Source organism: Streptomyces sp. 184 (genome assembly GCF_045781775.1).
Taxonomy (GTDB): domain Bacteria; phylum Actinomycetota; class Actinomycetes; order Streptomycetales; family Streptomycetaceae; genus Streptomyces.
Window position 1 is genome coordinate 3,742,213 of record NZ_CP123230.1, and the last position, 24,676, is coordinate 3,766,888.

Consider the following 24,676-nt stretch of genomic DNA (forward strand, 5'->3'; position numbering starts at 1 on the left):
GGATCCGGCCCGGCGGGCGGCTGCATTGGACGGATCGTCTAGAGTTGGACACTATGACTCATCTGGTGGACGAGCGCTCCGGCCGTACGTACCCCTTCGACGCCCTCCGCTGGCGCGCCGACGACGGCACCCCCCTCCAGGTCGGCGGCGTGCCCGGCATCGGCAGGGACGACATCGACACCGGCGAGCACTCCCTGTGGCGCTACCGCGCCGCCCTGCCCTTCGGCATCGAGGCGCCGATCTCCCTCGGCGAGGGCCGCACCCCGCTGCTCGCCCGCCGCTGGGGCGGCGCCGACGTGCTCTTCAAACCGGAGTGGTTCGGTCCCACCGGCAGCTTCAAGGACCGCGGCACCACCGTGGTGATCTCCGCGCTCGCCCACCACGGCGTCCGCGAGGTCATCGAGGACAGCAGCGGCAACGGCGGCGCCTCGGTGGCCGCCTACTGCGCCGCCGCCGGCATCCGCGCCCGCATCCTCGCCCCCGAGGGCACCTCCCCGGCGAAGGTGCTCCAGGCCCGCGCGTACGGCGCCGAGGTCGAGCTGGTGCCCGGGGGCCGGGACGCCACCGCCGCCGAGGCCGTACGCCGGTCCGCCGACACCGCGTACGCCGGACACAACTGGCACCCGCTCTTCCTCCAGGGCACCAAGACCCTCGCCTACGAACTGTGGGAGGACCTCGGCTTCGCCGCGCCCGACTGCGTCGTCACCGTCGCCGGCGCCGGCAGCACCGTCCTGGGGCTCGACGCCGGCTTCGGCGAGCTCCTCGCCGCCGGCCACATCCGCCGCCGCCCCCGGATCCTGGCCGCCCAGCCCGCCAACTGCGCCCCCATCCACGCGAGCTTCCGCGCCGGCGCCGACGGGCCCGTGCCCACCGACTTCGCCCCCACCATCGCCGAGGGCACCGCCATCCGCGAGCCCGTCCGGCTGCCCGAGGTGCTGCGCGCCGTGCGCCGCTCCGGCGGCGACATGGCGGCGGTCGGCGAGGACGGCATCCGCGACGCCGTCGCCCGCCTCGCCGCGATCGGCCTCTACGCCGAGCCGACCAGCGCCACCGCCGCCGCGGCCGTCGACGTCTTCCGCGCCCGCGGCGCCATCCGGCCGGGCGAGACCACGGCCGTGCTGCTCACCGGCACCGGGCTGAAGGCGGCGCCGGTGATGGCCGAGCTGTTCGGGGGCGGGGCGTGAGCGCGGAGGACGAACTGCTGCTGCGCGAGGCCGAGAAGATCGTCACCGCGCTGGGCCGGATGTTCCCCGGCGTCTGCGAGGTCGTCCTGCACGACCTGCGCGACCCGCGGCACGCGGTCCGTACGATCGAGAACCCGCTGTCCGGCCGCGGCCCCGGCGCCCCCGCCACGGAGCTGGGCCTCGCCCGCATCGAGGACCCGGACTACCCCGAGGTCATCCAGAACTACCCCAACCGCTTCCCCGACGGCCGCCCAGCGAAGAGCACGTCAATCGGCATCCGCAACGCGGACGGCCGTTACGTCGCCGCCATCTGCCTCAACCTCGACGTCTCCGTCCTCGACCGCGCGGCCCGCACGCTCCAGGCGCTCACCGCCGTCGACGACTCCGGGCTGCCGCCGACCGAGACCCTGCGGGCGCGCACGGCGGACGAACTGCGCGCGGCGGTGGAGGAGTTCGCCGCCGCCCGCGGGCAGACCCCGCGGGCGCTGGCCTCCGCCGACCGCCGCGCGCTGGTCCGCGAGCTGCGCGAGCGCGGCCTGCTGGAGGTCAGGAGCGCGATCCGGCTGGTCACCGAGCTGCTGGGGGTGTCGCGGGCGACGGTCTACAACTACCTGCGGTGAGGCGGGGGCCGACGGCCGCCCCCGGCATGCGGCCGAACGGGGTCCCGTGGCCGCCCCCGTTCGGCCCCACTCTGGGTGCGTACGGACAGCGGGCGTTCGAGGCTGACGGTGGAGGTGTGCCATGGCACCCAGTCGGATCCCCCGCGGCGTCGCGGTCCTGCTCCTCGCGCTGCTCCCCGTCGTCGCGGCCGGCAGCCCGGCGGAGCCGCCGCCCCGCGGGCAGCACAGCCGCGCGGCGGCCCCCTTCCGCCATCCCGGCGTCCTCGTCAGCGGCCCCCAACTGCGCGCCCTGCGGGCCCGGGTGCAGGACGGCGACGAACCCTTCCGCGCCTTCCGCGCCATGCGCCGCAGCCACTACGGGCAGCTCTCCTACGCCCCCCGGCCGGTGCCCGTCGTCGAGTGCCGGCCCAACGTCAACCCCGGCGTGGGCTGCCTGGACGAGCGCGAGGACGCCATCGCCGCGTACACCCACGCGCTGATCTGGGCCGTCACCCGCGACCGCGCCCACGCCGGGAAGGCCGTGCAGATCATGGACGCCTGGTCCGCCCGGCTCACCGACCACACCGAGGGCAACGCCCCCCTCCAGGCCGCCTGGGCGGGCTCCACCTGGGCCCGCGCCGCCGAGCTGATCCGCTCCACCTACGGCGGCTGGCCGCCCGCCGGCGTACACCGCTTCGAGCGGCTGCTGCGCGACGTCTACCTCCCCGAGGTCACCGTGGCCGTCCCCGACCACAACGGCAACTGGGACCTGACGCTGACCGACGCCGCCACCGGCATCGCCGTCTTCCTCGACGACCGCGCCGCCTACGACGAGGCGCTGCGCCGCTTCCGCGCCCGCGTGCCCGCGTACTTCTACGTCCGCGCCGACGGCCCGCTGCCCAGGCCGCCGCCCGGCGGGCAGATCGACACCCCCGAGGAGATCGCCGCCTACTGGTTCGGCCAGCGCACCTACCCCGAAGGACTGGCCCAGGAGACGTGCCGCAACCTGATGCACGTCGGCTACGCCCTCGCCGCCACCGCGCACATCGCGGAGACCGCCCTGCACCAGGGCACCGACCTCTACGCCGAGGTGGCGCCCCGGATCACCGCCGCGCTGGAGCTGCACTCCCGCTACCAGCTCGGCGAGCGCCCGCCCGCGTCCCTGTGCGGCGGGCGGGTGGAACGCACCATGGGGCCGGACCTGGAGGTGGCCTACCACCACTACCACGGCCGGCTCGGCGCCGACCTGCCGCAGACCGCGAAGCTGCTGGCGCGGCAGCGGCCCGCGGGCACGGACGACCTTTTTGTCGCCTGGGAGACCCTGACCCACGCCGCCGACCCCGGCTGACGCGCCCCCTTCCGTCCGCCTCCCGCCGCCTGCCAGCAGCCACCCGCCGCCTGCCGCCGCCCATCCCGCCGATCCCGCCGATCCCGAACCGAGGAGCCGCCCCATGCTCACGACCGCCGGCACCGCCGCCGACCCGGACAGCCCGCCCCCGTACGCAGACGCCGCGCACGGGCCCGCGGTGACCGCGACCGCGGTGGTACAGGACCGCGCCGGCCGGGTGCTCGTCCTCGTACCCGCGGAACCGGCCGCGGGCGGCGCCGCGCCCCTGCTGCCCGGCGTCGCCGTCTCCGGCCGCCAGACCCCGGAGGAGGCGCTGACCCGCGCGCTGCGCGACGCGCTCGGCACCGACCTGCCCGCCGGGCGGCTCCTCGCCGTGGACTCCGTCCCGCACGCCACCGGCCGCTCCGGGCTCGTCCACCTCTACGCCGGCGCGCCACCGACCACCGCCCAGAGCGCCGCGATCGACGCGGCCGGAGACGGGCACGCGGCCGGAGACGGGCGCGTCGCCGGTGACGGGCGCATCGCCCGTGACGGGCGCGTCACCGCCGCCGGCCCGGCCGCCGGTGACGGCCGCGCCGCCCGCTGGCTGGACCGCGACGCCGCCCTCGCCGTCCTCCCCGCGCCCGCCGCACGCCGGCTGCGCGCCGCGCTCGACGCCTGGGACACCGGCGCCGTCGCCCACCTCGTCGGCGGCGAGCCGCAGCCCGGCTCGTGCGCCGCGCTCTCCGCGGGCCGCCGCGCCGAACTGGAGCACGCCGCCGCGCTGGACCCCTCCTCGTACCTGGCCGTGCGCCCCCGCGTGCTCGTCGGCGCCGGCGCGCTGGTCCGCGACGGCGCCGGCCGGCTGCTGCTGGTCCGCGCCGGCTACCGCGACGACGGCCGCTGGCAGTTGCCGGGCGGCGGCGTGGACAGCGACCTGGGCGAGACCCCGCGCCCCGCGGCGCGCCGGGAACTGCGCGAGGAGACCGGGCTCGACCGGCCCCTGGGCCGGCTCCTCGCCGTCGACTTCGCCTCCCGCCGGCCCGCGCCCGCGCTCGTCGTGTACGTCTACGACGGCGGGGTGCTCGGCGCCGCCGACCTGGCCGGCATCCGCGTCGACGGCACCGAGATCGTCGACTGGCGGCTGGCCGCACCCGACGAGTTCGACGACCTGCTCCCGCCGCGCGGCGCCGCCATCGCGCGGGCCGGCCTGGGCGCGCTGGAGGACGGCGGGGGCCCGCTCGACCTCGTCGCGGGCCGGCCGGCCTGACCCGGCGGGGACCGGTCCGTACCGTACGGGCCGGGCCTACCCGCGGCGCGGCGGCCCGTACTCCCATCGCCCTACGCGCTGGTAACGTCCGGTCATGAGCGGACACGTACGCACCGAGCGCACCGGCCCCGTCACCACCGTCGTCCTCGCCCGCCCCGAGGTCCGCAACGCCGTCGACGGCCGCACCGCCGCCCAGCTCGCCAACGCCTTCCGGGACTTCGACGCCGACCCCGCCGCCCGCGTCGCCGTGCTGTGGGGCGAGGGCGGCACGTTCTGCGCGGGCGCCGACCTGAAGGCCGTCGGCACCCCCGAGGGCAACCGCGTCGCGCCCGGCGGCGACGGGCCCATGGGCCCCACCCGGATGCGCCTGACCAAGCCCGTCATCGCCGCCGTCAGCGGCCACGCCGTCGCCGGCGGACTGGAGCTGGCGCTCTGGTGCGACCTGCGGATCGCCGAGGAGGACGCGGTCTTCGGCGTCTTCTGCCGCCGCTGGGGCGTGCCGCTGATCGACGGCGGCACCGTACGGCTGCCCCGGCTGATCGGCACCGGCCGCGCGCTGGACCTCATCCTCACCGGCCGCCCCGTGCCGGCCCCCGAGGCGTACGAGATGGGCCTCGCCAACCGCCTGGTGCCTCCCGGGCAGGCGCGCGCCGCGGCCGAGGAACTCGCCGCCGACATCGCCCGCTTCCCCCAGAGGTGCCTGCGCGCCGACCGCGCCTCGGTGCTGGAGCAGCACGGCCTGCCGGAGGAGGAGGCGATGGCCGCGGAGCTGCGCCACGGCAGCGCCGTGCTGGGCGAGGCCCTGGCCGGCGCGGAGCGCTTCGCCGCGGGGGAGGGGCGGCACGGGGCCTTCTGAGACCCGCCGCCGCTTGGGGGTCGCTCAGCCGGTGACCGGGATCGTGAACGACCCGCGCGGCGAACCCCAGTGGCCCCCGCCCGCGATGTGCGAGACCACCGCCCGCTCCAGCGTCGTACGCACCGGCAGCGCCGCGACGTCCGCGGGCGTACGCACCAGGCGCCGGAACATGAACTCGACGATCCCGCGGTCGGGCATCGCCAGCCCGTGCTCGTCCGGCTCGGGCACGTGCGCCTGCTCCCGCGGATCGAGGGTGAACCGGCGCTGGAACCGCAGGATGTTGCTCTCGGCGGGCAGGAACTCCGCGAGCCGCGGGTCCAGCAGCCACGACGCGCAGTTCAGCCGCAGCTCACCGCCGGCCGGGCCGCCCGCATCGACGCCCAGGAACGTACCGAAGCGGCGCGGGAAGAACTCCGCGGCCCGCGCGTACGACTCCTCGCACGCCCGCGGATCCAGCGGGCCGCCCTCCGGGATGTGCACTTCGAGACCGTGGCCGGCGTCCGGGTCGCGGTCGAGGTTGAACTGGAGCCGCCCGAGCCGGTAGAGGATGCCGCCGTACGGCAGCGTCATCCACCGCTGGTTGCCCATGCCGCCGATGCCGTGCAGCCGGCGGTGCACGTCCACCTTGTTGCCCAGGTCGGCGAGCGTCGCCCAGGACACGTCGTCCGGCACGTCCAGGCGCGCGTGGTACGCCCGCACCGCCGGCACGGCGGCGAGGAACACCGCGGTGTGGAACCAGCGCCCCGCCGCGCCCAGCTCACCCGGCAGCGCCGGCCCGCTGCCCGGACCGCCCCGGTCGTCGCCGACCGACCCCGTCCCGGCGGCCAGCGCGGCGACCGCGCGGTCCAGCAGCCACCGGTACGGCGAGCCGCCGGCCGTCACCTCCGCCAGCGCGGCGGCCAACTCGGCGTCCTCGCGCCCGGGGACGCCGACCGCGCGCAGCAGCGCGGCCAGCTCCGCGCCCCGCGGCACCACGGCGGGCGGCGGCGCGGGGTGGGCGGCTTCCAGCGAGTCGGTCCACGCGGCGTACGCGCCGTCGAGGCCGAGCCGGTCGCGGACGGCGGCGGCGTTCAGGTCGGTCACACCACGATCATGTCAGCACACCGGCAGGCCGGGCACAGGGGCGTCGTTGGCACCGCCCTTGATGTAGACGACGCTGACCCACACGTTGACGTTGCCGTTGTCGTCGTCCGTCCTGCCCCACCACACGTTGGTCCACTCGCCGGACGTCTCGCGGTAGGACGTCTTCTGCTGGCAGTAGAAGTAGTTCGTGCCCGCGTAGAGCGTGCCGACCTGCCGGTGCGCCGAGTCGTACGACGAGGCGGTGCGCCACACCTGGCAGTTGTACTTCCCGCCGCCGATGGGCGTGCACGACGGGTCCGGAGCCGAGCCGCCGCCGGTGCCGCCGCCGCCCGACGTACCCCCGCCGCCGGCGTCGCCGCCACCGCTCCCGCCGCTGCTGCCGCCACCGCCGCCGCCGTCCGAACCGGAGCCGCCGGCCGTGCCGCCGCCGCCACCGCCGTCGGTGCCGCCGGTGTCACTGCCGGCCGCGGCACCCTCCTCCTCGGCGGGGGAGTCGCCGCCGTCCGATGCCGGCCCGTCCTCCTCGTCCCCGCCCTTGTCCCCCTTCTCGCCTTTCTCGCCCTTCTCGTCTTTGCCGTCCTCCCCGCCCTTGCCGTCCTGCTTCCTGCCCTCGCCGCCCTTCCCGGGCGACGGCGACACGGCCTGCGCCGCGGGCTCGTCGCTCTCCTCGCTCGCGGTCGTCCCGCCGTCGTCGCCCCCGGCCAGGGCATACGTCACGCCGCCGCCGGCGAGCAGCACCGCCGCCGCGGCCGCCGCGACCGGCACCCAGCGGCGCCCCGGCCGGCGCCGCTGCGGCACCGTCTGCTCGGCGGTCCGCGACTCCGTGCCCGGCGTACCGAGCTGCGGCGGGCCGAACCGCCCCTGCGGGGCGGCCTGCCCGGGCGACGCCGCGGGCGCCCCCGGCCCGCCGGGTCCGCCCTGTCCGCCCTGCCCGCCCGGTCCGTACGCGCCGGGTGGCGGCGCGGCCGGCACCCGGCTCAGCCGCATCGTGTCCGGCCCCTGCGCCGCCGGCGGCCCCGCCGTCCCGGCGATCGGCTCCAGCAGCACCCGGGCGCGCTCGACATCGGCGCGCCCGGCCGGATCCTTGGCCATCAGCGCCTGGAGCACGGGCGCGAGCGGCCCGGCCCGGCGCGGCTCCGGCAGCGGGTCCACGATGATCGCGGTGATCGTCGACCACGTGGACGTACGGCGGAACGGCGAGATGCCCTCCACCGCCGCGTACAGCGTCGCGCCCAGCGACCACAGGTCCGACGGCGGCCCGGGCTGCTCGCCGCGCGCCCGCTCCGGCGCCAGGTAGTCGAGCGAGCCGACCAGCTCGCCGCTGCGCGTCAGATGCGTGCTGTTGCCGTCGGCCGGCTCCTCCATGGCGGCGATGCCGAAGTCGGTGAGCACTACCCGCCCGCCGCGCTCCAGCAGGATGTTGCCCGGCTTCACGTCCCGGTGCAGCACCCCCGCCCGGTGCGCGGCGCCGAGCGCGTCGACCACCTTCAGCCCGATCTGCGCCGCCTCCGCCGGCGTGACGCCGCCGCGCTCGCGCAGCACGTCGTCCAGCGACGGCCCGTCGACCAGCTCCATCACGATGACGGGCCGGCCGTCGTGCTCCGTCACGTCGTGCACGGCGACGACGCCCGGATGCCGCACACGCGCCGCGGCGCGCGCCTCCCGCTCCGTACGCAGCCTCATCTCGGCGAGGTCGCGCGCGTCCGAATCGCTGAACGCGCGCAGCTCCTTGACTGCGACCTCGCGCCCCAGCCGCTCGTCGACGGCCCGCCACACGGTGCCCATGCCGCCGCGTCCGAGCTGTGCCAGTACCCGGTAGCGCCCGGCGAGCAAACGCCCAGACCCTTCCGCCCCGTTGTCCCCCAGTTGCATGACCTGCCCTGCCCCGTTTCACGTATCAAGAAGTGGCAGCTTACGTCTCATGGGGCAGGCGGGACGGGTGACTGGTCAGTAGTGCACAAAGACGTGGACCACGTCGCGGCCCGGCCAGGGCGTGATGACGATCTGCACCGGCGGCTTTGGCCCGGGCCGTCGGGGACTACTCCGCCTGCCCATGGACCTGCTGGCCCGCAAGGTCGTGCAGGACCGCGTCCACACCTGAACGGTCGTCGCGGTCGTCGCGGGCGCCGGTCACGGGCCGCCCCGCTTGTTTGCGTTCTGGTGCAAAACCCGGCTCCGTCGCGCCGCGCGGGGCGATCCTGCCGTGACCGATCGCCACACCCATCGCCGCACAGGTCGTACAACAGGGGGACAGATGAACTCATGGCAGTGCCGCACACTTCTGGGCGTCGCCGCGCTGGCGGCGCCCTTCGTCCTGGCGTCCCCGGCCCCCGCCTCCTCCGGGCCCGCGGACCGCGCGGGCGCCGGCGGCGCGGGTACGGTGGCCGCCGCGGAGGCGGTGCCGAACGACGACCCCTCGTTCCTCCAGGTCTACGACGCCAACGTGGAGAACCTGCCGACCACCACGGAGTCCTGCCCCGGCGACTGGCACGACCTCATGTACTACATGCGGCTCCAGGAGTACCGGCCGGACATCTACCTCGTGCAGCAGATCAGCAACCGCGCGCAGCTCGACCTGCTGCTGACGCGGATGGAGGAGCACTTCGGCGAGAGTTACGCCGGCGTCCTCGCCGAGAACAACCCCGCCGACTACGACAACGGCTGCGCCGGGAAGGTGAAGCAGACCAACGGCGTCATCTGGCGCACCGACCGGCTCTCGCTGAAGACGTCCGCCTCCCCGGACAACCGGTGGCAGGCGCAGCGCGAGTACCCCGCCGGCTCGGAGAAGTGCGTCAACAACGACCAGCCGCGGACCAAGGGCGTCAAGGCGCTGCTCCTCGACAAGCGCTCCGGCAAGACCGTCACCGCCGCCTCCTTCCACTGGCCGACGCAGGACCACGGCGGTACGTACTGCAACGTCTCCAACGCCGGCGAGCTGAGCAACGAGCTGACCGAGGACGGCTACGGCGTCGCCGACCTCTTCGTCGCCGGCGGCGACACCAACCACTCCTCCAGCAGCACCAACGGCCAGGACAACTGGACCACCTGGTACAAGGCCACCAACGGCGACCTCGGCGGCGAGCACCGCTTCCGCGACGCCGTCTACGCCGGCTGCGCCGACGCGGGCGGCTCGATCCCGGACTGCCTGGCCGACAAGTGGACGCTGCACACGACCGGTCCGCGCCGCGTCGACTTCCTCCTCGCCCGCAACCCCGGCGGCGCGCCGCCGCGCACGAGCCACCCGGTCGTCCCGACCTTCGACGAGGGTGACGCGGCCGGCCTGGAGCTGACCGGCAGCGACAACCGGGAGATGGACTACTCCGACCACCGGGCGGTCGGGGCGCGCATCCACTACTGACCCGCGGTCCGCCCCGGGCAGGGGACACGCGCCGGCGCTGCTGCGGGCCGGCGTGTGTGGCCGGGGCCCCCGCCGGAGCCGGGACGATCCGGCGCCGGCACGGGACCGGGGTCGGCGGCCGCGCGGGCCGCTGCCCCCGGTCCCGTACACCCGCCGACTCCGCAGTGGCCCGCCCCGCGCCACCGCTCGGCGCGGGGCGGGCGCCGTCGCGGGGGCGCGCCGAACGGGGCACGGCTGCGGGCGCGTACCCGTACCGGCGAAGGCCCTGCCGCCGTCAGCGCAGCAGTTCCAGGACCGACGCCACCGTGTCCGCCTCCGCCGCCGTCTTGTCGTCCCGGTAGCGCACCACCCGGGCGAACCGCAGCGTCACCCCCTCCGGATAGCGCGGCGAGCGCTGCACCCCGTCGAACGCGATCTCCACCACCAGCTCCGGATGCACCACCACCCCCCAGTCCTTCTGGGCCACGGCCAGCTCCTGGAGCCGCTCCGTCTGCCACGCCAGCAGCGCGTCCGTCATCCCCTTGAAAGTCTTGCCGAGCATCGCGAACGAGCCGTCCTCGCGCCGTGCGCCGAGGTGCAGGTTCGACAGCGTGCCCGTACGCCGTCCGTGGCCCCACTCCGCCGCCAGCACCACCAGGTCCAGCGTGTGCACCGGCTTGACCTTCAGCCACGCCGCGCCGCGGCGGCCCGCGTTGTACTCCGAGTCCAGCCCCTTGACGACCACGCCCTCGTGGCCGCGCTCAAGCGTCGCGGCGGTGAACTCCCGCGCCGCCGTGCGCTGCGCCGCGTCGTGCGGGTCGGCGACCTCGACCCGGCGCACGCGGCGCGGCTCCGGCGTGATCCGGGCCAGCTCGGCGTGGCGCTCGCGGACCGGCGCGGCGAGCAGGTCGCGGCCGTCGACGGCGAGGAGGTCGAAGAAGACCGGGTACACCGGCAGGGTCTGCTGTGCGCCCGCCACGTCGACCCGGGAGCCCACACGGCCGGCGACCTCCTGGAACGGGCGCGGGTCCCCGTGCTCCCCGAGGGCGATCACCTCGCCGTCGAGCACGGCCGACGCCGCGTCCAGCTCCCGGGCCGCGGCGACGACCTCGGGGAGCCGGCCGGTGATCTCGTCGAGCGTGCGGGTGTAGATCCGTACGTCGTCGCCGTCCCGGTGCACCTGCACCCGGATGCCGTCGAGCTTCTCCTCCACGGCGCACGGCCCGAGCTTGCCGATCGCCTCGTCCACGTCCTTCGCGGACTGCGCCAGCATCGGCTGTACGGGACTGCCGACCGCCAGCCGGAAGTCCGCCAGCGCCTCCGGGCCGCGGGCGAGCACCGCCTCGGCGACCGTGCCCACGGAACCGGCGAGCATCACCGCGCGCCGCACCCGGGCCGGGTCGGCGGCCACGGCGGCGGCCAGCCCCTCGGCCGCGAGCGCGTCCAGCGCGCCCTGCCGCAGCTCGCCGCCGATCAGCCCGGCGAGGAAGCGCTGCTCCTCCGAGGTGGCGGCGCCCAGCAGCCCGTGCAGCAGCCGGCGCCGCTCGGCCTGCGCGCCCTTGCCGGAGACGGCGGCGATGGCGTCGAACGCCTCGTGCACCTCGCGGACGGTCAGCCGCGGCTGCCGGGCCGCCGCGGGCGCGTCCTTCAGCGCGCTCCAGCCGACGCCGGTCCTGCGCTGGGGCAGCCGCCCCGCCAGATACGTGACGACGAGGGGCGCGTCCGCGGGGTCGGCCTCGCGGAACAGCGCGGCGAGCAGCGCGGTCTTCTCCGAGCGGGCCCGGGTGGCGGCGATCTCCCGCGAGGTACGGGCAAGGTCGGCGAACAGCATCTCCCCATCGTCACCCACCCCGCCGACATCCGCCGCGCGGCGTGCGGCGACCGGCGGTGGGGCGGGGGTGGGGGCGCGGGCGGGGGAGGGCCCGTACGGTCCGCGGGGGCGCGTCCGGGCGCCCCCCGCCGGCCGGAGGGTCAGCCGCCGCCCATGAACCGCCCAAGCGGCGCCACCAGCTCGTCCTCCTCGTACGACAGATGCGACAGCAGCGCCTCGGCCAGCAGGTCGACGGTGCTCCGCAGCTCCGCCGCCCCCTCCGGGCCCGCGACGAAGGCGACCAGCGCGCGGTCGACGCGCTCCAGCACGTCGTGTATGACCAGGTGCTCCTCCGACAGCCGGTCGAGCACGGGCGCGAGGCGCGGGTCGAACCGGCGCAGCTCCGGGAACAACTGCCTGTCCTCGGTGGTGTGGTGCAGGGTGAGGAAGCGGCAGTACGCGGCGCAGTGGGCGCCGAGGGACCAGTTGTTCTGCCGCAGCGTCATCGTCGCGATGTGCGAGCGGGCGGCGGAGGCGGTGAGGGCGCCGTCGGCGACCTGGACGACCAGCTCGCGCAGCCGGGACAGCTCGCCGCGCAGGTGGTCGTGGACCTCGACGAGGTGGTGGCCGGCGGAGACGTCCTCGCCGGGGCGGGGAGTGCGGGCCCCGGGCACGGTGGGACGGGTGCTCTCGTTCCAGAGCACTGCTCTCGAAGTGGACCGCTGCTCTCGGCCGGCCGTGCCGGACGGCCCGTCGCCACCCCGCTGTGCCGGCACCCGGGCGCCGTCGCGCTCGTCGTACACGTGCTCAGGCACCGCGGCCACGCTCCTCGGCGACCAGTTCGCGCACGGCCGGGGCGACCTCGCCGGTGAACCGCTCGATCTGCCGCAGGTCGCCGGTCATCAGGACGAACGTGCCCGTACCGTACGACAGCGCGAACTCCGCGAGCTGCTCGGCCGGGTGGTCCTCCGCGAGGTTGAGCAGCCGCCGTACGTCCCCGGGCGCCCGCCCCGCCTCCGCCGCCGCCTCGTCGATGACGGCGTTGCCCGCGCCGAGCGCGCCGGGCCCGTCGAGGTAGGGCAGCGACGGCAGCCACCCGCCGGCGGCGCGGCCGACGAGGCGGAGCATCCGCGGCCGGTACGCGCCGAGCCAGATCCCCATGTCGTGCGCCGGCCGCGGGCCGCGCTTGGCGCCCCGCACCTGGTAGTGCCGCCCGTCGAAGCGGATCCCGCCGCGGGCGTCGGTGTCCCAGGTCTCGCGGATGATCCGGATCGCCTCGTCCAGCGCCTCCACGGCCTCGCCCGGCGAGCGGCGCGGCCCGCCGAGGGCCGCGATGGCGTCCCAGAACCCCCCGGCGCCGAGCGCCAGCTCGAACCGGCCGCCGCTGAGCAGGTCCAGGCTCGCCGCGCTGCGCGCCAGCAGGGCCGGCGGGCGCAGCGGGATCGGGTGGACGTTGCCCGACAGGGTGATCGAGTCCGTGCGGGCGGCGACGTAGGAGAGCAGCGTCCAGGTGTCGAGGAACGCCGGCTGGTACGGGTGGTCCTGGAAGGTGAGCAGGTCGGCGCCGGTGCGCTCGGAGAGCTGCGCGAGCGCGACGACCGCCTCCGGCTCCTGACTGGAGGGGATGAGGTTGATGCCGAAGCGGAGATCGTGGCCGTAGTCGGGCATGGCGCGTCCTCAGCGGAGGGAATTTGGTTCGTGCTGCGAACCAGATTATTTCGCGCCGCGAACTAGTGTCAAACTGGGTGTGTCCCCGGGAGGTGCCATGACGAGCGAGCAGACGGGACCGGCGACGGCGCCGACGCCGTCGCCCCACCGAACGGAACGGGCAAAACGGACGGGGCAGACGCAACGGAGGGAGCCGGTGGAGCAGGTCGACGCCGGGGCGGCCGGGCTGGCGAGCGCGCTGGTGCGGCTGACGCACACGCTCCAGCACGTCCTCGCCGAGGTCGGGCGCGGACACGGCCTCACCCCGCAGCAGGTCCAGTTGCTGTGCGCGCTGAGCGCCGGTCCGGTGGGGATGAGCGAGCTGAGCCGCTGGCTGCGCCTGGGCAAGTCGGGGCTGACCGGCCTGGTGGACCGCGTCGAGCGGCGCGGCCTGGTGGCCCGTACGCCGGACGCCGACGACGGCCGCGCGTGCCGGATCGCGCTGACCGCGGCGGGGGAGGGGCTCGCCGGCCGCGCGCACGCCGAGGCGACCGCCCGGATCGCCGCCATGGCCGCGGGGCTGGACGACGGCGAGCGCGCCGCGCTGACGGACGCGGTGACGCGGATCCTCGACGCCGCCCCCTGCCCGTCCCCGTCGCCGGAGGCGTGGCCGGAGCAGGCGTGAGCCCGGTTCGTACGGGAGCGGGGAGCAGCCGGCACGGCTACCCCGGCGGCCTCGTCAAGCGGTGCGGCGGCTGCTACGTTCCTCCGCCATGACGCTGCGGGGAACTCTGAGTCGTACAGCCGTCGCCTGCCTCAGCGCGGCAACGCTCGCCGCGGGCCTCTGCCTCGCCGGCGGCCCGGCCCACGCCGACACCGACCGCAAGCCGGAGGCCCGGGACCTGCTCGCCGCCGCCCGGCTGCCCGGCTGGGACCTGAAGGACACCGGCAGCAAGGCGCGGCTGCGCGGGCTCTCGGCGGTCAGCCGCGACGTCGCGTGGACGTCCGGCTCCGGCGGCACGGTGCTGCGTACGACGGACGGCGGGCGGAGCTGGCGGGACGTGTCGCCGCCGGGGACGGAAGAGCTGGAGTTCCGCGACATCGAGGCCCTGGGCGGACGCAGCGCGGTCGTCCTGTCCATCGGCCCGGGCGAGGACTCGCGCATCTACCGCACCGACGACGCCGGCGCGACCTGGACCGAGACCTTCCGCAACGACCACCCCGGCGCCTTCTACGACTGCGTCACCTTCTTCGCCGGCGGCCGCAACGGCCTCGCGCTGAGCGACCCGGTGGACGGCCGCTTCCGCATCCTGTCGACGTCCGACGCGGGCCGCTCCTGGCAGGTGCTGCCCGACGGCGGCATGCCGCCGGCGCAGCAGGGCGACGCGGCGTTCGCGGCCAGCGGGCAGTGCCTGGTGAGCACGGGCCGCTCGGACGCCTGGTTCGCCACCGGCGGCGGTGCGACAGCGCGCGTACTGCACTCCGCCGACCGCGGCCGTACGTGGACCGAGGCCGAGTCCGGCATCCCCGCCGGCGACCCGGCCCGCGGCGTCTTCGCCCTGGCCTTCCGCGACGCCCGCCACGGCCTCGCCGTGGGCGGCGACTTCCAGCCCGGCAACCCCTCGCCGGACGCGGCGGCCCGCACGGGCGACGGCGGCGCGAGCTGGACGGGCGCCCGCAAGCCGCCGCCCGAGTACCGCTCGGGCGTGACCTGGCTGCCGCACAGCCGCACCATCGCCCTGGCCGTGGGCCCGACCGGCTCGGACGTCACCTTCGACGCCGGGCGCACGTGGCACGGCTTCGACTCCGGTTCGTACGACACCGTGGACTGCACCGCCGCCCTCGGCTGCTGGGCGGCGGGGGAGCAGGGCAGGGTCGCGCGCCTGGAGTAGGAGGCACGTCACGTCGGGACCTAGGACCGTGGTCGCCGCGCCGGACCCCTCCGTACGGTTGACCGGTCCCCTCGCCGACCGGCTGGAGCCCGCCGCGTGACCACCCGCACAGCAGCGCTGATACGCCGCCTCGACCTCGACCCGGGGATGCTGCGGGTGCTGTCGGTGGCGTTTTTGTGGGTGGCGCTGGCGTGCACCGCGCTGCTGATCCCCATCGGCCTCACGCTGCTCCCGGGCTACGAGGCGTGGAAGTTCTCCACCCGCGACATCGCCCCGGCCCTCGGTCTCGCCGCCGCCTTCACCCTCGCCGCCGCACTCCTCGCGGGCTCCCGTACGTCCCTGAAGGCCGCCGCCGCCCGCCTCGCCACGGCCCTGGGCCTACGCCCCCGTACCACCCGCACGGCCGCCGCGAGCCTGGCCGCCGGCCTCGCCGCGGGCGCCCTGTGCCTGGCGGCGGCCGAACTCCTCGTCCGCATCCCCGCCCTCGCCTCCACCCCGGCCGCCGAGGACCCCCGCCACACCGCCGTGTCCGGCACCTCCACCACCGTCCGACTCCTCGACGGCGCCCTGTCGGCCCCCATCCACGAGGAACTCCTCTTCCGCGCCCCCCTCCTGCTCCTCCTGACCTTCCTGGCCACCCCCCGAGGCCACGAAACGGTCCCCACCCCCTTCCTCCGCCACACCACCCTCACCGCCGCCGCGACCCTCTCCGCCCTGGTCTTCACCACGGGCCACGACCTCGGCGGCCCGGTCAACCTGATCTTCGCGGCCTTCCTGGCAGCGGTCACCACGGCCCTGCTCTGGTGGCGCCGCTCGATAGTCCCCTGCATCGTCGCCCACACGGTCCACAACACCGCGATCACGGCCCTCTGGCTCTTCTGACCCCCGGGAGCCGGCGGGCAATCGGCTTTGCGGGACACGGGGGTGGATGCGGTATGGTTCTCGTGCGCGATCGGCCGGGGCGAAACCCCAGGTCGTCCGGGCACCGGGACGTGGCGCAGTTTGGTAGCGCACTTGACTGGGGGTCAAGGGGTCGTGGGTTCAAATCCCGCCGTCCCGACGGTGCTGAAGAGGCCCTTTGAGCGGGAGAAATCCCAGGTCAGAGGGCCTTTCGCGATTTACTGACATTGCATCAGGCTGACGATGCGTCAGGCGCTTGGGGACCACGTGGGAACCAAGATCACGCCCGATTTCGCGGCGGATCGTGCGGTTCCTGCAAGACCCGAAGCGTGGCCGCGAGCGCCATCGAGAGGGCCGGCGGGCCCGACAGATGTGCACTGAGCGACTGCCCGCCCTCGTCGGGGTCCGGAGGTCGGGATGCGGGACCGCGGGGCATCCGGGCGCGGGAGCACAGGCGCCCGCGCTCCTCGCCGTCGAGCAACAGGGGACCAACTCCGCGGGCGCACGGAGCACCGACTGGACCTCGGTCAGTCGGTGCCTTCGACGATGCGGAAGTCGCGCTCGACGCCGTCGGAGAGGGCGGCCAGCGCCTCTAGGTAGGCCGCGCTCTCGCGCGCCGCGACGGCCTGCTCGAAGCTGTCGAACTCGACCAGGACGGTGCGCTCGGCGATTCCGGCGTCATACGCCAGGACCCGACCGCCGCGCACGAGGGTCCGGCCGCCCCCGGGCCCGACGGCCAGAGGGGCCAGCTTGTTGTAGGCAGCCAGCTTCTCAGGGTCGGAGATGGTGCGGTAGACGCTGACCCAGTAGCCCTTGGGCATGGGAGCCTCCAGTGTCGGGGTGAGTGCACCTCTGACTCAGGTCAGTGTGCGGAGATCGGCTCGGTGCCGGGCTCAAGGGGCAGGCGGAGCGCCCTGACGGCGAACGAGATGGCGTGGTACCAACCGCAGACCAAGACCAGTTCGAGTGCGGCATCTTCATCGGCGACAGCGACCAGGTTCGCCCAGGTGCCGTCGGACAGGTCAAAGGTCGCGTGGAGCTCGTCGACCGCTTCGAGCACGGCACGATCGGTGGAGTGCCAGCAGTCGTCCGTCGGCCTTCCATCCGCGAGGGACGCGAGCTGCGACTCGTCGAGTCCCGCCTTCTCGGCGAAGCGCGCGACGTGCACGGCCCACTCGTAGTCGGCGCCACACAGCGCGGTGGTCCGGTCGATGACCAGCTCGCGCTGGCGCAGAGTGAGAGCAGAGCGCCGAGAGAAGTAGTAGCTTCCCCAGCCCGCGATGGAGCGGGCGAGCTCGGGCCGGCGGGCCCACACCCGGAACAACTGGATGGGTGAATGCCCGAGGAGCTCAAGGGCCTCGCCGGCTCCCTCGCCGTAGGGCGGCGAGAGTGGTTCGATGCGCGGCTGCTTCGATTTCAGAGGCATGGCGACACGCTAACATGGGCGCTTTGGAAAGGGAAGCAGATGACGCGACCAACACCACTGCCAGGCCGCCAAGTCCGCGGCTCGCACACGGGGCGCCCGATCATGGCGCTCCTGGACCTCTTGGGCCGGCGCTGGGCGCTGCGGGTCCTATGGGAGCTGCGAGACGGCTCATCTCCGACCTTCCGCCAGCTCCAGCAGCGATGCGGCGGCGTCTCGTCAAGCGTCCTGGCGGACAGGCTTCGCGAGCTTGGGCAGGCCGGCCTCGTCGAGAACGCCGGCGAGGGGTACCTGCTCACTGAGCAGGGCAGGACCCTTCGGGAATCTCTCGCCCAGCTCGATGAGTGGGCCTCCGGTTGGCGGCCCAAGGCGGAGGACTGACGGCCGAGACGGCAGGACGGGCTACGGGTTGGTCTCGGACGGACGGCGGCGGGCGAGAGCGAGGCTTGTCAGCGTCGTGATCGCCATGGCGCCGATGCCGACCAGCGCCGCGGTGGTGTAGGCGCTGTCGTCGGGGAAGAGGTGGCCGGGGCCGGTGCCCGCGGCGAGGACCAGGCCGCCGATGGCGCTGCCCAGGGAGTACCCGACGCTGCGGACGACGTAGTTGAAGCTCATGGCGCTCGACGTCTCGCTCTTGGGGGTGACGGCAAGGATGACGCCGGGCATCGCGGCCGAGAAGCCGCCGACGCCGAAGCCGAGCACGCCCATCGCCGCGAACAGTTCGGCCAGGTTCGACCGGGCCGCCGCGAACAGGGCGAACCCGACGCCCACCACGACGGCGCTGCCGGCCAGGAGCAGGGGGTCGGCGATCCGCGTCCGGACCCGCGGCGTGAGCTTGCCGGCGACGAACCCCAGCACCGAGAAGGGGATGAGGACCAGCCCGGCGACGAAGGTCGTCAGCCCGAAGCCGTAGCCGGCGCTGTGCGGCGTCTGCGCGTACCGGGTGAGGAGCGTGAGCAGGAGGTACATGCCGGTCCCGCCGACGAACATGGCGAGGTTCGCCCCGGCGACCGCCGGATGCCGCATCGCCCGCACATCGACCAGGGGCGTCGTGCTGCGCAGCTCGATGACGGCCCAGACGCAGAGCAGCACCACCGCGACGACGGCGAGGCCCGCCGACCCGGCGAGGTGCCGGCTCCACAGATTCCGTTCGCCGGCGAGGAACAGCACCAGCAGCAGCGCAGCGGCCAGGACGACCGCACCTTTCACGTCCACGCGGGCGGAGCGGCCCTCGGGGGCTTCGGGCATGGAGCGCCACGCGGTCAGGAGGGCGGCGGCGGTGACGACCAGGCCGAAGCCGTAGGCGGCCCGTACCCCGCCGAGCTCGGCGAGCAGTGCGGCCAGCGGGTAGCCGACGCCGGCCCCGATGATCGAGACCACCGAGATCAGGGCGATCACGCCCGCGCTGCGCTCCTCGGGGAGGTGGTCCCGGGCCACGCCCATCAGCAGCGCCGTCAGCCCGAGCCCGACGCCCTGGGCCGCCCGGCCGGCCAGCAGCCACGCGAACGGCAGCGGGAGCACCGTGAGCGCGCTGCCGGCGACGACGACCGCCAGCGTGGCGAGGATCGTGGCCCGCCGGTGCCGGCCGGCTCCCAGCCGGCCCAGGACCGGCGTGGTGACCGCGCCGCTGAGCAGCGCGACGGTCAGCGTCCACTGCGCGCTGCCGAGCGAGACGTGGAACGAGGTCGCCACGCTGGTGATGAGCGGCGTTCCGAGGCTGGCGACCGCCGCCACGACCAGAGCGATGAACATCAGGGCGCGGACGAGCAGCCGCGTCTCGGGACGCGCCGCCGGGGACGCCTTCACCGCGACCTCGCCGACCGGCCGCCCGGTCACTGCTTCGGCCCTTCGCGGTCTTGGCTTTCGAGCTCTGCCAGATGCTTGAGCGCCGGAAGGGCCGCCACCAGCGCCTCGACCTCGCCGCCGGTGAGCTCGCCGATCAACCGCTCGAACGCGTGGACGCCCGCCTGGCGCCGCGTCCGGACATAGGAGGCGCCGGCCTCGGTCAGGCACACCAGCGTGACCCGCTTGTCGGACGCGTCGCCCCGCCGCGCGACCAGGCCGGACTCCTCCAGCACCCGGACCAGGGCGGTCATCGCGGGCTGGGTGACGCCCTCGACCGCGGCCAGATCGGTGATGCGCCGGGGGCCGGTCCGGTCCAGGGTGGCCAGGGTGGCGGCGGACGTCAGGCTCATGTCCCGGGGCAGGCGTCTCGCGGCCCTGGTGGCCAGGCCGTAGAGGGCTGCCCCGATGGCGGCGGACGCGCCAGGAGCGGTGTCTTGGCGACTCATGGCCGAAGCATAGCATTTTTATATTCACAGTTTATGGAAATGCTCGACGGGTGCGGGCGGCCTCGACCGCTGGGAGCCGGTGACGTGCCGATGCCGCGTTCAGCACGGACCCCGTCGTGCGCGAGCGAGCCCGCTCCGAGCCGCTCGGCGCTGCCTGGATCCGTCAACTGCACGAACCGAACGGTTCGATCTCCTGGTGCTGGGCGGCCGGCCGGGAGATCGCCAGGCACCGGCGCCCGGCCGGCCGCAGACTCTTCCAGGACCGATGCCCTTCCGTTGAGGGGTGCTCCCTCCCGGTCGGGTTTCGACAACGCCCTGCCGCAACTGGCCGCCGAATTACCTCCCCGGAACCCTCAACGCCGAATACACCTACAACCCACGCGAGCAGGTCGAATCCCACTCATCTCCGAAGACGGGCGAGGCGTCGCGCGGCCTTTCCGTCTGCGGCCGGCTCGACTCAAGGACGTACCCACAGCCCGGACTTGTGGCGCCTCCGATCTGGGTGCGGGCTCCGGCCAAGCGCATGTCAGAGCCCGTCTGCCAGCCCACCAGGAGGTACCCGTGAGGATGCTCGTCATCCTGACCGACGGGCCGTGCCGCCGGAATGCGTCAGGCCGCGTCAGTTGTGCAGCTCGGCCCGGAACGCTGTGGTCGCGTCACCGGCGATGGAGACCAGGAGTTCGCCGACGGAGCGCGTCTTGACGGAGACCTGGACGGTGCCGGGCCGTCCCATGGCCGCAGTCGTTGTTGTCCCGACCGTTAACAGCGGCTAGCACAATGAGATGGATCGGTCCTGGTTGCCGTGTTCAAGGCGGGAGTTGAACGTTCGGTCCGGTGTGGGGACATTGCCGTGGATCGTGTCGGACGAGTTGGGGGCTCGTGTTGAGCCGTTGCTGCCGCAGCGTGAGCGCAGGTTCCGGTATCCGGGGCGCAAACCGTTGCCGGACCGTGAGGTGCTGTGCGGGATCCTGTACGTACTGCACACCGGGATCCAGTGGGAGTCCTTCCCGAAGGACCTCGGTTTCGGCTCGGGTATGACCTGCTGGCGCCGGCTGCGGGACTGGAACGAGGCAGGCGTGTGGCATCGTCCCGGCAATCGCGCGCCGCGGAACGCGGCACGGCACCGGTCTGGGCACCTACCGCTGGGTGGTCGAGCGGACGTTCGCCTGGCTGCACGGTTTCCGGCGCCTGCGGATCCGGTGGGAACGCCGAGCCGACACCCACGAAGCCTTCCTGAAACCGACCTGCTGCCTGATCACGTACCGACAGCTGGGCCGGCTGTGTCGCCGCTGGTAACGCTGATCTCCATGCCTCTACAGGGTGGCCGCATCATGTTGGCGTGTACACCTGTCGTGTCGTGTGGGAGGTGCAGCCGGCGGAGGTCTTGCAGTGCCGCGACAGGAAAGGGATGCCGGACCCACTTTTCCAGGTAACCGTTTTCACCATGGAGACGCAGTACGGATTGGGCAGCGTGCAAGACCGCGTGACCGAGAACGGCTCGCCGTTGAGTGGAACCCCAGACGAGTACGCCGTCTTCGTCGACTGAATCAAAGCTCGCGGACATGTCAGAAAACCGGTAGATCGCCACGTCAACCTCTACGCCCCTGCTGCGCGGTACCCACCTCGCTTCGGCTGGCTCAAGATCGAAGGAGAAGCGCTGGACAGCCAGGGTGCCGTAGAGACCAGCCACACCATGAAGCAGGTCGGAAAGGGCATCCGTGCAGTAGCTGACGGACTCCTCCCACTCCGCAGAGCCATCCTTGATACGCCAAGTTGCCCAGCCGATGCCGCTCAGTTCCCAATTGGGCTGGAGATCATTCTCCATCCCGCCACCCCTGGTGATCGTCCCTGGAGACGGTCAGCGCAGAGGCGGACGGAGAGCATCCCGCCCCACACACCGACTGAGACGACCTCACCATCAGGGCGCGGCTTGTGTGGCGGACACGGCGGGCGCGTGAGGCCGGTGGGGCGGACGGGGGTGATGGGGCGGCATTCGTCAGCCTCATCCGTCGCCGTGCGGGCAACCGCCAGGTATGAGGATCGTCCTGCGAAAGAGCGAGGGGCCCGGATCCGAAAGACAAGCTCCGGGCCGCAAGTGGCTACCGCTCGCCGCGCTCGTGGCGGCGGCGGTACTGGTGCTGGTCGTGGTGGCACGGTCCAGCCTGTTACCGGGTTTCGGCGACATCTTCGAGGAGAGCACCGAGGACAACACCGGGCCCGCGCTGCTGGAGTCCATACGTGACCTGAGCAGGTACGAGGGCGCGGCCGGCGACTTCCAAGTGGTCGTGGACCTGGAGAAGGACACGAAGTACGTGCCGGACGCCATCAAGGGCCAGCGCACGCTCTTCGTCGGCGCCGGCTCGGTGGGTGCGTACGTCGAGATGGGCAAGGTGGGGCAGAAGCAGGTCCGCGTGAACGACGAGCGGACGAGCGCCACCCTGCGGCTGCCGCACGCGCGGCTCGCCAAGCCGGCCCTCGACGCCGACCGTTCGTACGCGGTGTCCAAGGACCGCGGGCTGCTCGACCGCCTCGGCGACCTGTTCTCCGGCAACCCCGCCGACGAGCGCGCGGTGCACCGGCTCGCCTCCGACCACATCGCGAAGGCGGCGCGCGGCGCGGGTCTCGCCGCGCGGGCGGAGAAGAACACCACGGCGATGCTGGAAGGGCTCCTGCACTCCCTGGGGTTCGAGCGGGTGAAGGTGACCTACGTCTGAGGGCCGGGACCGCCTCCGCCGGGCGCGACCGTGACACCGGGTCGCCTGGTCTGCCGGGAGCGCCGGGCGGCCCGCGCGCCGCCGCACCTCAGGGGACGTCCTCCGGTGCGGTGGCGGCGGTCGCCGCGTCCCGGCCCGCGAAGCGGCAGGCGGCCGGGTGCCGCCCTCGGCCCGTACCCGCAACTCCGGCGCGTGCTCGGGCGTCGCCCATGTCCGGCCCGACAGCATGGCCGGAGGGATCGGGGCTTGCGCGCAGAGCGCGCGGCCGGCATCGGCCGTTCCGTGGGGACCGGCTCGTGGTCCTGCGCGGCGGTCTCCGTTCCACACAGCAAGGTCACGGCTCACCGCCGCGTCGTCGCAGGCAGCGGTTCCGCCGACGCCGACAGCCCACCGGTCGAACCCCCACCGGCGATTTGTAGAAGCCCTTCACATGATGAGCCGAGTCGCCGGTGTTCGAACTTTTCTGGCGGACTCGCCATAGCGGAGCGGCCTTGCTCACGTCCAAGGAGGTGACAGACGACCACGGGCCGAAGACAACCGGACACGGGAAACCATGACTGATGAGGAAGAGCGCCGCTTCCGCGAGTTCGTCGCGGCGCGCTCGCCCGCGCTGATGCGCACGGCGACGCTCTTGACCGGCGGCGACGTCCACGCCGCCGAGGACCTGCTGCAAACCGCGCTGGCGAAGGCGGCGTCGCGCTGGGGCAGGTTGGAGAGCCCCGAGGCGTATCTGCGGCAGGTGCTCTACCGGCAGCAGGTGAGCCTGTGGCGGCTGCTGCGCACGCGCCGCGAGACCACAGTGGCCGAACTCCCCGATGTTGTGGGCGAGGACCCTGCCGACGCCGCGGAGCTGAGGATCCAGGTACGCCGGGCGCTGGCGCGGCTGACGGCACACCAGCGCGCCGTGCTGGTGCTGCGCTACCTCGAGGACTCCTCCGAACGGGAGGTGGCCGACTTGCTCGGCTGCTCGGTGGGAACGGTCCGCAGCACGACGCACCGGGCACTGGCCAAACTGCGCAAGCTGGTGCCGGAGCTGGACCCCGGCGCCTCCTCCCGCGGCCCCGAATTCGGCAACTCACCCTCGGAGGTGTGGAAATGAACGCTGACCGGCTGTTGCAGGACACCCTGCGCGAATGGGCCGAGGAGACACCGCCCTCCACCAGCCCGGACCTGGCGGACCGGGCTTTGCTGCGGCGCCGTCGGCGCCGGGTGACCGCGGTGACGGTGACGGCCGCCGCCTTCGCGCTGCTGGCGGGCGGAGTGGCGCTGCCGGTGCTGGCGGAGACCGGCCAGCCGGGCCACTCCGAGCCGGGGCGAATGATCAGCAACGACGTGTCCGCACACCCGCGCGAGTCCCCGCCGCGCCATCTTGTGGCCGCCGGGGACATCGCGGTGTCCGCCTACCAGGCGGACCGACGCACCCAGGAGCAGGACGGGGTCGATCGGACGACGTACACCTGGTATCTGTACGACCCCGGGGCGCAGCAGTACGAGAAGACGCGTTGGGGCTGGCTGGACGTCGCCCCCGGGATGCGGCGGGCGGCCGTGCTGGAGAAGACACTGCCCGCCTCCCGGGTCGGGATTCTCGATCTGGACACCGGGGAGGTGACGAAGTGGATCCCGCTACAGCACGAGGCGGGCGGGGTGCAGTGGTCGCCGGACGGGAAGCGGCTGGCGGTGACCGCGTACCGCGGATACCCGGATGTCGAGACCGGTGACCGCGATCGGTATACGTCCCATGCGAGGACCGGCTATTACCTGGTCGACGTCGACTCGGGTCAGAAGGACTACCGCCCGGTGGGCGCCGGCACGGTCGCCGGGTCCATCGGGATCGTCCGTATGGACGTGCGGTGGAGCCGGGACGGCACACTGCTGATGGTTCCCGGAGCGCCGGGCGGCGACAGCGAGACCTTGCACGACACCTGGTACGACCTGGAAGGGCGGGCGACCGAGAAGGCCCCCCCGTACGAGGGCCGGGACTGGCCCCCCTCCGGCCCGTCACCGGACGGCCGCTACTACACGATGGGCGACGGCTGGACGGCGACCGTGAAGGAGACACGTACCCACCGCACGGTCCATGGGTCGCTCGGGAGCATGACACTCGCATGGGCCGACAGCGAGCGCCTGGTGCGCTGGGACTGCTCGCCGGATCGGGACTGCGTACGCGGCACGGGCGAGCGGCTGGTCCTGACCGACCCGACCGGGCGTGACACGGTCCCCCTCACGGGCCCCCGGTACGACGACAGCCCTCAGGACTGGGAGCCGCTGATCACCCGCCGCTGACCCAGCACGGTGCCCGGCCACCCGGCGGCGGACGGGCATCGTGCGTACGCACCGGTGTCG

23 protein-coding genes, 1 tRNA gene and 1 pseudogene are annotated in these 24,676 nt (G+C 74.2%); 15 read left to right on the top strand and 10 right to left on the bottom strand.

Annotation, left to right across the window (positions count from 1 at the left end; genetic code table 11):
* Positions 1–65: 65 nt before the first annotated feature.
* The 5 genes from QBL21_RS15640 to QBL21_RS15660 all read left to right on the top strand — a co-directional run bounded on the left by QBL21_RS15640 (position 66) and on the right by QBL21_RS15660 (position 5,236).
* Positions 66–1,184 (top strand): pyridoxal-phosphate dependent enzyme, encoded by a 1,119-nt coding sequence (locus QBL21_RS15640; RefSeq protein WP_407566444.1) that lies wholly within the window; start codon positions 66–68, stop codon positions 1,182–1,184.
* On the top strand, positions 1,181–1,804 hold the full coding sequence (locus QBL21_RS15645; RefSeq protein WP_407562794.1) for a transcriptional regulator: 624 nt from the start codon (positions 1,181–1,183) through the stop codon (positions 1,802–1,804). The genes QBL21_RS15640 and QBL21_RS15645 overlap by 4 nt, the downstream gene beginning before the upstream one ends.
* 121 nt (positions 1,805–1,925) lie before the next feature.
* On the top strand, positions 1,926–3,131 hold the full coding sequence (locus QBL21_RS15650) for an alginate lyase family protein (RefSeq protein ID WP_407562795.1): 1,206 nt from the start codon (positions 1,926–1,928) through the stop codon (positions 3,129–3,131).
* Between the two features lie 103 nt (positions 3,132–3,234).
* Complete coding sequence (locus QBL21_RS15655) at positions 3,235–4,380, top strand: NUDIX hydrolase (protein ID WP_407562796.1); 1,146 nt, start codon at positions 3,235–3,237, stop codon at positions 4,378–4,380.
* A gap of 94 nt (positions 4,381–4,474) precedes the next feature.
* On the top strand, positions 4,475–5,236 hold the full coding sequence (locus QBL21_RS15660; protein ID WP_407562797.1) for a crotonase/enoyl-CoA hydratase family protein: 762 nt from the start codon (positions 4,475–4,477) through the stop codon (positions 5,234–5,236).
* A gap of 24 nt (positions 5,237–5,260) precedes the next feature.
* On the opposite strand, the gene QBL21_RS15665 is transcribed toward QBL21_RS15660, so the two are convergent.
* Together QBL21_RS15665 and QBL21_RS15670 are read right to left on the bottom strand one after the other, a co-directional pair.
* Positions 5,261–6,319 carry an acyltransferase domain-containing protein gene (locus QBL21_RS15665; RefSeq protein ID WP_407562798.1) on the bottom strand — a complete coding sequence of 353 codons (1,059 nt, stop codon included), beginning with the start codon at positions 6,317–6,319 and terminating at the stop codon, positions 5,261–5,263.
* Between the two features lie 12 nt (positions 6,320–6,331).
* The gene (locus tag QBL21_RS15670) at positions 6,332–8,191 is read right to left on the bottom strand and encodes a protein kinase domain-containing protein (RefSeq protein ID WP_407562799.1); all 1,860 of its coding nucleotides are present in this window, start codon (positions 8,189–8,191) and stop codon (positions 6,332–6,334) included.
* A 382-nt stretch (positions 8,192–8,573) separates the two neighbouring features.
* Between QBL21_RS15670 and QBL21_RS15675 the strand changes: the two genes are divergently transcribed.
* Positions 8,574–9,677, top strand: a complete 1,104-nt coding sequence (locus QBL21_RS15675; RefSeq protein WP_407562800.1) for a hypothetical protein — start codon at positions 8,574–8,576, stop codon at positions 9,675–9,677.
* A gap of 274 nt (positions 9,678–9,951) precedes the next feature.
* On the opposite strand, the gene QBL21_RS15680 is transcribed toward QBL21_RS15675, so the two are convergent.
* The 3 genes from QBL21_RS15680 to QBL21_RS15690 all read right to left on the bottom strand — a co-directional run bounded on the left by QBL21_RS15680 (position 9,952) and on the right by QBL21_RS15690 (position 13,134).
* Positions 9,952–11,487 carry an ATP-dependent DNA ligase gene (locus QBL21_RS15680; protein WP_407562801.1) on the bottom strand — a complete coding sequence of 512 codons (1,536 nt, stop codon included), beginning with the start codon at positions 11,485–11,487 and terminating at the stop codon, positions 9,952–9,954.
* Between the two features lie 140 nt (positions 11,488–11,627).
* Complete coding sequence (locus QBL21_RS15685) at positions 11,628–12,281, bottom strand: hemerythrin domain-containing protein (RefSeq protein WP_407562802.1); 654 nt, start codon at positions 12,279–12,281, stop codon at positions 11,628–11,630.
* Positions 12,274–13,134, bottom strand: a complete 861-nt coding sequence (locus QBL21_RS15690) for an LLM class flavin-dependent oxidoreductase (protein WP_407562803.1) — start codon at positions 13,132–13,134, stop codon at positions 12,274–12,276. The genes QBL21_RS15685 and QBL21_RS15690 overlap by 8 nt, the downstream gene beginning before the upstream one ends.
* Before the next feature lie 196 nt (positions 13,135–13,330).
* On the opposite strand from QBL21_RS15690, the gene QBL21_RS15695 reads away from it, so the two are divergent.
* From QBL21_RS15695 to QBL21_RS15710, 4 genes are all read left to right on the top strand, one after another.
* Positions 13,331–13,798, top strand: a complete 468-nt coding sequence (locus tag QBL21_RS15695; RefSeq protein ID WP_407562804.1) for a MarR family winged helix-turn-helix transcriptional regulator — start codon at positions 13,331–13,333, stop codon at positions 13,796–13,798.
* A gap of 88 nt (positions 13,799–13,886) precedes the next feature.
* Entirely contained in the window at positions 13,887–15,005 is a 1,119-nt protein-coding gene (locus QBL21_RS15700; protein ID WP_407562805.1) for a WD40/YVTN/BNR-like repeat-containing protein, read from the top strand.
* Between the two features lie 96 nt (positions 15,006–15,101).
* Positions 15,102–15,887: a CPBP family intramembrane glutamic endopeptidase gene (locus QBL21_RS15705; protein ID WP_407562806.1), complete on the top strand. Its 786-nt coding sequence runs from the start codon at positions 15,102–15,104 to the stop codon at positions 15,885–15,887.
* Positions 15,888–15,991: 104 nt separating this feature from the next.
* Positions 15,992–16,065 (top strand) — tRNA-Pro (locus QBL21_RS15710).
* A gap of 367 nt (positions 16,066–16,432) precedes the next feature.
* On the opposite strand, the gene QBL21_RS15715 is transcribed toward QBL21_RS15710, so the two are convergent.
* Positions 16,433–16,726: a DUF1330 domain-containing protein gene (locus tag QBL21_RS15715; RefSeq protein ID WP_407562807.1), complete on the bottom strand. Its 294-nt coding sequence runs from the start codon at positions 16,724–16,726 to the stop codon at positions 16,433–16,435.
* Between the two features lie 41 nt (positions 16,727–16,767).
* Positions 16,768–17,331: a carboxymuconolactone decarboxylase family protein gene (locus tag QBL21_RS15720; protein ID WP_407562808.1), complete on the bottom strand. Its 564-nt coding sequence runs from the start codon at positions 17,329–17,331 to the stop codon at positions 16,768–16,770.
* A 102-nt stretch (positions 17,332–17,433) separates the two neighbouring features.
* Here QBL21_RS15720 and QBL21_RS15725 point away from each other — a divergent pair, with 102 nt between their 5' ends.
* Complete coding sequence (locus QBL21_RS15725; protein WP_407562809.1) at positions 17,434–17,709, top strand: winged helix-turn-helix transcriptional regulator; 276 nt, start codon at positions 17,434–17,436, stop codon at positions 17,707–17,709.
* Between the two features lie 21 nt (positions 17,710–17,730).
* On the opposite strand, the gene QBL21_RS15730 is transcribed toward QBL21_RS15725, so the two are convergent.
* Entirely contained in the window at positions 17,731–19,164 is a 1,434-nt protein-coding gene (locus tag QBL21_RS15730) for an MFS transporter (RefSeq protein WP_407562810.1), read from the bottom strand.
* Positions 19,161–19,523: a MarR family winged helix-turn-helix transcriptional regulator gene (locus tag QBL21_RS15735; RefSeq protein ID WP_407566445.1), complete on the bottom strand. Its 363-nt coding sequence runs from the start codon at positions 19,521–19,523 to the stop codon at positions 19,161–19,163. The genes QBL21_RS15730 and QBL21_RS15735 overlap by 4 nt, the downstream gene beginning before the upstream one ends.
* An 893-nt stretch (positions 19,524–20,416) precedes the next feature.
* On the opposite strand from QBL21_RS15735, the pseudogene QBL21_RS15740 reads away from it, so the two are divergent.
* Positions 20,417–20,915, top strand: a pseudogene (locus QBL21_RS15740) (transposase).
* Here the strand turns inward: QBL21_RS15740 and QBL21_RS15745 are convergent.
* Positions 20,875–21,444 carry a hypothetical protein gene (locus QBL21_RS15745; RefSeq protein ID WP_407562811.1) on the bottom strand — a complete coding sequence of 190 codons (570 nt, stop codon included), beginning with the start codon at positions 21,442–21,444 and terminating at the stop codon, positions 20,875–20,877. The pseudogene QBL21_RS15740 and the gene QBL21_RS15745 sit on opposite strands and share 41 nt — an antisense overlap.
* Before the next feature lie 208 nt (positions 21,445–21,652).
* Between QBL21_RS15745 and QBL21_RS15750 the strand changes: the two genes are divergently transcribed.
* The 3 genes from QBL21_RS15750 to QBL21_RS15760 all read left to right on the top strand — a co-directional run bounded on the left by QBL21_RS15750 (position 21,653) and on the right by QBL21_RS15760 (position 24,616).
* Positions 21,653–22,333, top strand: coding sequence for a DUF4230 domain-containing protein (locus tag QBL21_RS15750; protein ID WP_407562812.1), 681 nt, complete (start codon positions 21,653–21,655; stop codon positions 22,331–22,333).
* A 553-nt stretch (positions 22,334–22,886) separates the two neighbouring features.
* Complete coding sequence (locus QBL21_RS15755) at positions 22,887–23,432, top strand: SigE family RNA polymerase sigma factor (RefSeq protein WP_407562813.1); 546 nt, start codon at positions 22,887–22,889, stop codon at positions 23,430–23,432.
* Entirely contained in the window at positions 23,429–24,616 is a 1,188-nt protein-coding gene (locus QBL21_RS15760) for a hypothetical protein (RefSeq protein WP_407562814.1), read from the top strand. Before QBL21_RS15755 ends, QBL21_RS15760 begins: the two co-directional genes overlap by 4 nt.
* The last annotated feature ends 60 nt before the right edge of the window (positions 24,617–24,676 follow it).

Bases quoted from the DNA above. Each gene is read 5' to 3' on its own strand.
- QBL21_RS15745 (WP_407562811.1), bottom strand. From the start codon at position 21,444: ATGGAGAATGATCTCCAGCCCAATTGGGAACTGAGCGGCATCGGCTGG.
- QBL21_RS15750 (WP_407562812.1), top strand. From the start codon at position 21,653: ATGAGGATCGTCCTGCGAAAGAGCGAGGGGCCCGGATCCGAAAGACAA.
- QBL21_RS15760 (WP_407562814.1), top strand. From the start codon at position 23,429: ATGAACGCTGACCGGCTGTTGCAGGACACCCTGCGCGAATGGGCCGAG.
- QBL21_RS15680 (WP_407562801.1), bottom strand. From the start codon at position 11,487: ATGCTGTTCGCCGACCTTGCCCGTACCTCGCGGGAGATCGCCGCCACC.
- QBL21_RS15650 (WP_407562795.1), top strand. From the start codon at position 1,926: ATGGCACCCAGTCGGATCCCCCGCGGCGTCGCGGTCCTGCTCCTCGCG.
- QBL21_RS15660 (WP_407562797.1), top strand. From the start codon at position 4,475: ATGAGCGGACACGTACGCACCGAGCGCACCGGCCCCGTCACCACCGTC.
- QBL21_RS15715 (WP_407562807.1), bottom strand. From the start codon at position 16,726: ATGCCCAAGGGCTACTGGGTCAGCGTCTACCGCACCATCTCCGACCCT.
- QBL21_RS15675 (WP_407562800.1), top strand. From the start codon at position 8,574: ATGAACTCATGGCAGTGCCGCACACTTCTGGGCGTCGCCGCGCTGGCG.
- QBL21_RS15655 (WP_407562796.1), top strand. From the start codon at position 3,235: ATGCTCACGACCGCCGGCACCGCCGCCGACCCGGACAGCCCGCCCCCG.
- QBL21_RS15755 (WP_407562813.1), top strand. From the start codon at position 22,887: ATGACTGATGAGGAAGAGCGCCGCTTCCGCGAGTTCGTCGCGGCGCGC.
- QBL21_RS15690 (WP_407562803.1), bottom strand. From the start codon at position 13,134: ATGCCCGACTACGGCCACGATCTCCGCTTCGGCATCAACCTCATCCCC.
- QBL21_RS15700 (WP_407562805.1), top strand. From the start codon at position 13,887: ATGACGCTGCGGGGAACTCTGAGTCGTACAGCCGTCGCCTGCCTCAGC.
- QBL21_RS15720 (WP_407562808.1), bottom strand. From the start codon at position 17,331: ATGCCTCTGAAATCGAAGCAGCCGCGCATCGAACCACTCTCGCCGCCC.
- QBL21_RS15725 (WP_407562809.1), top strand. From the start codon at position 17,434: ATGGCGCTCCTGGACCTCTTGGGCCGGCGCTGGGCGCTGCGGGTCCTA.
- QBL21_RS15670 (WP_407562799.1), bottom strand. From the start codon at position 8,191: ATGCAACTGGGGGACAACGGGGCGGAAGGGTCTGGGCGTTTGCTCGCC.
- QBL21_RS15735 (WP_407566445.1), bottom strand. From the start codon at position 19,523: ATGAGCCTGACGTCCGCCGCCACCCTGGCCACCCTGGACCGGACCGGC.